Origin of the sequence: Psychrobacter sp. DD43, from assembly GCF_904846555.1 — a bacterium.
In the GTDB taxonomy this organism is placed as follows: Bacteria; Pseudomonadota; Gammaproteobacteria; order Pseudomonadales; family Moraxellaceae; genus Psychrobacter; species Psychrobacter cryohalolentis.
The window spans coordinates 1-4,681 of the sequence record NZ_CAJHBE010000036.1 but is presented as its reverse complement, the minus strand read 5'-3'; the positions used below and the strand labels follow the sequence as shown (position 1 = coordinate 4,681).

The 4,681-nt window shown below is 34.2% G+C and carries 5 protein-coding genes; all 5 read right to left on the bottom strand.

What is annotated here, in order from left to right; genetic code table 11:
• Nucleotides 1-274: 274 nt before the first annotated feature.
• Complete coding sequence (locus JMX89_RS12650; protein WP_201551720.1) at nt 275-874, bottom strand: recombinase family protein; 600 nt, start codon at nt 872-874, stop codon at nt 275-277.
• Between the two features lie 147 nt (nt 875-1,021).
• Nucleotides 1,022-1,672 carry an inovirus-type Gp2 protein gene (locus JMX89_RS12645; protein ID WP_201551718.1) on the bottom strand — a complete coding sequence of 217 codons (651 nt, stop codon included), beginning with the start codon at nt 1,670-1,672 and terminating at the stop codon, nt 1,022-1,024.
• Between the two features lie 1,031 nt (nt 1,673-2,703).
• Complete coding sequence (locus JMX89_RS12640; RefSeq protein WP_201551716.1) at nt 2,704-3,048, bottom strand: hypothetical protein; 345 nt, start codon at nt 3,046-3,048, stop codon at nt 2,704-2,706.
• A gap of 403 nt (nt 3,049-3,451) precedes the next feature.
• On the bottom strand, nt 3,452-3,778 hold the full coding sequence (locus tag JMX89_RS12635; RefSeq protein ID WP_201551714.1) for a hypothetical protein: 327 nt from the start codon (nt 3,776-3,778) through the stop codon (nt 3,452-3,454).
• Between the two features lie 65 nt (nt 3,779-3,843).
• Nucleotides 3,844-4,521 (bottom strand): hypothetical protein, encoded by a 678-nt coding sequence (locus JMX89_RS12630; protein WP_201551712.1) that lies wholly within the window; start codon nt 4,519-4,521, stop codon nt 3,844-3,846.
• Nucleotides 4,522-4,681: the final 160 nt, after the last annotated feature.

Sequence of the window (4,681 nt, the reverse complement as noted above, 5' to 3'; positions counted from 1 at the left end):
GTCATAATCCTTATGGTTACTGGGTTCTATGATTTATAAATTAATATTGTTATTGATAACTATGGTGGTAGTAGCTAACTAGCCTTAAAGCTATATAGAGTAAGGATTTATACAAGCATCTGAACTTTAACTATTAATTCACCTTATCCCTTATATGCCAATGTTACAAGAGCTTACATAAACTAGCTTATTATCAAAGGCATTATCAACCTACGAACCTGTTGAACATATCCTACTAGAGCCAATAAAAGAGTGGGTTATCTGTTTAAAATATCTAGGATACTACTCCCTCTTTTAAGACTCGATAGACAGTAGCTACACCAACACCAACCGCCTTAGCTATCTCTTCTTTTGTCATGTTGTTTTGACTTGCCAGCTCTTTAATACGTTTATGTTTTTCTGTATTGGCTGTCTTACCTGATGGCTTGTAACCGCTGTTAGCTAATCCCTGTTTGATACGCTCTCTTCTTTTATCGTTATCTAATTTAGCCATCGTAGCTAGTAAATCAATAAGCATGTTATTTACTACGTTTAGAATCTCACCAGTCATGCCATCATTGATTGTATGAGTAGTAGGTAAATCAGCTACAACAAGACGTAAGCCCTTATCTTTTATACGTTGCTTTAAAATAGCAAAGTCATCCTGAGACAATCTACTTAGTCTATCTACACTCTCAACAAGCAATATATCTCCTTGATTGGCATCATCAAGTAACTTATTAAGTGTTGGTCTGTTTAGCTTAGTGCCACTGTAATTCTCAATGTATTCAACATGGTTATCATCATAACTTTTACTAAAGGCAATCAAATCAGACAACGCTCTCTTAGCATCTTGGTCTTTAGTGCTAGCTCTCACATATATTCTGATTGTCATAACGTCACCTTATCATTTAGACTTATATTTTAATGTTTAGTGATAATACTATCATTTAATGAATAAAACAACTCTAATGATAGTATATTTATCATTTAATTATTTTACTGTTAAGGTATAGTCTAATGATAGTCCCATTAGTGATTATCAGACAGCATCTCTAATACGCTTGCTGTAATCATCACCAGCCTTAAATATAGTGCCATGCTCATTTAACCTTGGCTTGATACGGCTAGTTTGAAAGCTATTAACACTCTCACCTTTAACCTTCTTGCCACGTTCCTTAGCTATGTATGAGGCTCTAAGGAAGGCTTGTTTATACCTAGTATAGTTACCTTGCTCTAAGTGCTTACGTTCAATCAAATATGATGGACTCTTAGGAATCCAAGGTGACAAATCTTGTATAGATGCAATCTCTATTGCTTTATCAGTAATCGTTTTCATGGTCTTAACAGCAGTACCATCAATCATAAACACTAAGTGATAGTGCTGTTTCTTTGATGTCTCAACTTCTCTACACCAGACATAACCTACACGTTTTAATTGATACCTTCTCTTTAACCATGGAATAAAACTTCTTAAGAACTTGGTCATAACTTCATTATCACCAGTGTACCTCTCAATCCTCATATCAATTCTAAATACAAACACTTTACGATGATGAGATAGCATTGCGTCTAACTCACGTTTTATTTTAGGTAACGGCTCTTCAAAGCAATAGTACTTACCACCATGAGTATTTATTGGTAACTCTAACCCATCAATTTCTATTGTCTCTGCATTCGTTTTCTTACGCATCCTAACCTAACCCCTAAAGACCTTACTGAGTGTTCTAATGACCAACTTCACTTTAGTTAATAATTACTATAAATATGTTTACATTATCAGTAAGGATATAATTAAAAACCCACTAAACTTAAATTTTTTTAAACCATATTATATATAAGGTTGCTGCCCATATTACATTAGAAAAAGGCATGACAACTGTTACATCTAGAATCTATCATAATACTTACTTTTTTTTGTAGTTGTTAACTAATAATCTAAGTTATTTATGTGTTCCTATACTTAATCGCTAATTCACTATAATCATCTGAATTAGCACTAATCTTCTCAATCTGGTCTTAGTACAAGTCACTTAATGACTTAAACTTTATTCACTTGTTCCGATTATCCAGATTGAGGTTGAGGAGTTTTAGGGAACACTCACCCTAAAGCACTCACAGATAAAAATCTGCAAATCCTTTAGTGTTGTTACCCTTGAGATATTACCCGTCAATCGGCAGTATCGTCATTAGGAGGTCATCACTGTATCAAGCTGACCTTGTTAAGATTACGATTGATAGCATCGCCTAGACACGCTCTTAACCGCTACTGTGCTGTCATACGCTAGCAAGGGATTACACCCAATATACCGCTACGATATGCACAAGTAGCCACTCATTGCGTTGCTCTTATCCTTCGTCTAGTAACCCCTGTAGGGAGCTTTACCCTTATGTCAAACGCAGTCGTCACTGATGCCTGCCACCCATTTGACGGGTACAGTACAGAGAGAGCAGCACAAGGCTATAACGAATAAATAAACGGTTTTATATATGATAAATCGTAACAGGGAGTTGAGTTTTGAGCAGGATATGGATAAAATAACCCTTAAACGGGTATTCAATACTGTTCAAATAACGCACTGCATATGCTTATTTGTCCGTTACAGTGTGCTTCAACACGCTGTAACCGTTACCTAATTAAACGACAAATCCCACCAATACGTCAAGTTATTGAGTGGGATTTTTGTTGTCTGTAATTCAATAATAGATAACTTATTATATAAGCTACTGATTCCTAAGTTTTTTTAAGTTTGTAAATAGAGCGGCAACTCCTATTACAATTAATATAACTGGGAAAAACTTCACCTCAAAATCTAGTATTTTATTAGCACCTATCACAATACAAACTATAGCAAACAGTATAATGAACCAATCGTAAGCAATACCTTTGAATGTATTAATAACAGTAACTAGAACAATTAATATCCCTGCCACTAGATACAGCGTACCTTGAGGGAATACATCTGGGATTAAATAAACCAATCCTACAAATATGAAAAATATGGCTACCCCAATTGACCCCATTGTTGTGAACTCTTGCTCTTTTTTATTCTCTATATTTTTACTCATATCACCTCCCAAGCTCTATATTTCAATTTAAAATCATTACCTAATCGTATTTACACATACTTTTAATACTCTCTAATTTTGGCGCTTTACTAAAAGACAAACAAGTGTTTAAAGTGAATAGACGACATGTAATGACGTGAGCAAGAGCAAGGAGGTGGATAAAAATGTTACGGGAATCTTTTTATAGACATAAAAAAAACATACTAGAATTAATCTAATACGCTTTGTTAGTCCTACTAAGCATCTAATATAGGTTTAACCCTTACGTGAGTGCTTATAAAAAGCCCCTATATTGCTTTCTATTACTATTCCTATGCTATGGTAGCTTAAAGTTATTTAAGACGCTTAAAAAGGCTCTACGTAGCTCTCAGGTCTATTGATAAAATAAATAAGATTATATTAGTTATCTAAGTGAGAGATAGGCTGAATTTGAATAGCTAGCACTATTAGAGTTTGAACCATACGAGACGTTCTGCATTCCTGAGGCTTTATTGCCAGTACCGTCTTTATAATAAGTCACCTTTACTTTCTTAGTAAATGTGTCGAAGTTACCACTTGGATTGGCATTAGTAAGTAAAACTTGTCCACCTGTATCCTTGTAGATATACATCTTGCCGCCTGAAACCGCATTAGAAGCTCGTTGAGCTGTATCTTCGTAGATAAAAACATTATCTGCAACAGCATTAGCAGTTGTTAAGGCTAATAAAAAACCTATCAATATTTTAACCATATTTCGTACTCGCTTTTATTTAGTTTAGCTAATGTTCTAGTAAAAATAACGTCTCTATATTTTTATTAATCACTAAACTTTATTTCTTTAAATGTCAGTTTACCACTATCCCACATATATATCGTACAAGCAGATTCAATATAACAGAACATTATTGATGGGTGATTTATCTTGAATGCAGATGGCTCTCCAACCTCACACTTCCAATACCCTTTACCACAAGCAGATTTCCATATTTCATTAGACGGTTCTGCTAACTCAATTGCAAATGATTGTGGGGGCATATCTTCTCTGGCTGTAAGTTTAAACATCTGAAACTTACGTCCACGTTGTAAAGCAACCTTTGAATTATTAATCGAGACAAATACACCGTAACCTAATTTTGAACCATTTTTAGGAAGGAGATAAGCTTCATCTTCAATACCATCACCGTTAAAATCAGCCTTTAAGTGATTAGGTGCGTTGAATGTTTTCCAGTCATCAAAATTATCAGTCTCAGTTGGTAACCTATATCCCTTAGGGACTTCAAACTCTAATATGGACTGCGTACTATTAGCAGTAGTTGATTTAGATGGCTGAACTACTTGAATATAAGTATCTTTACTTCTTTTATTTTTTTCACTTGGGTTGAGATTGGCAAGCAGCGCTCTACCCTCTTTATCCTTGTAAATATACATATTACCTGCAATAGCATTAGCAGTACTCAAAGCTAATAAAAAACTTATTACTATTTTTAGTATCATTTATATAACCTTAAGTGATTATTCCAATAAAAAATAATGCTATGTATATCAGTATCTTGTTAAGCATACCGTAGGATAATATCGTCATAATCCTTATGGTTACTGGGTTCTATGATTTATAAATTAATATTGTTATTGATAACTATGGTGGTAGTAGCTA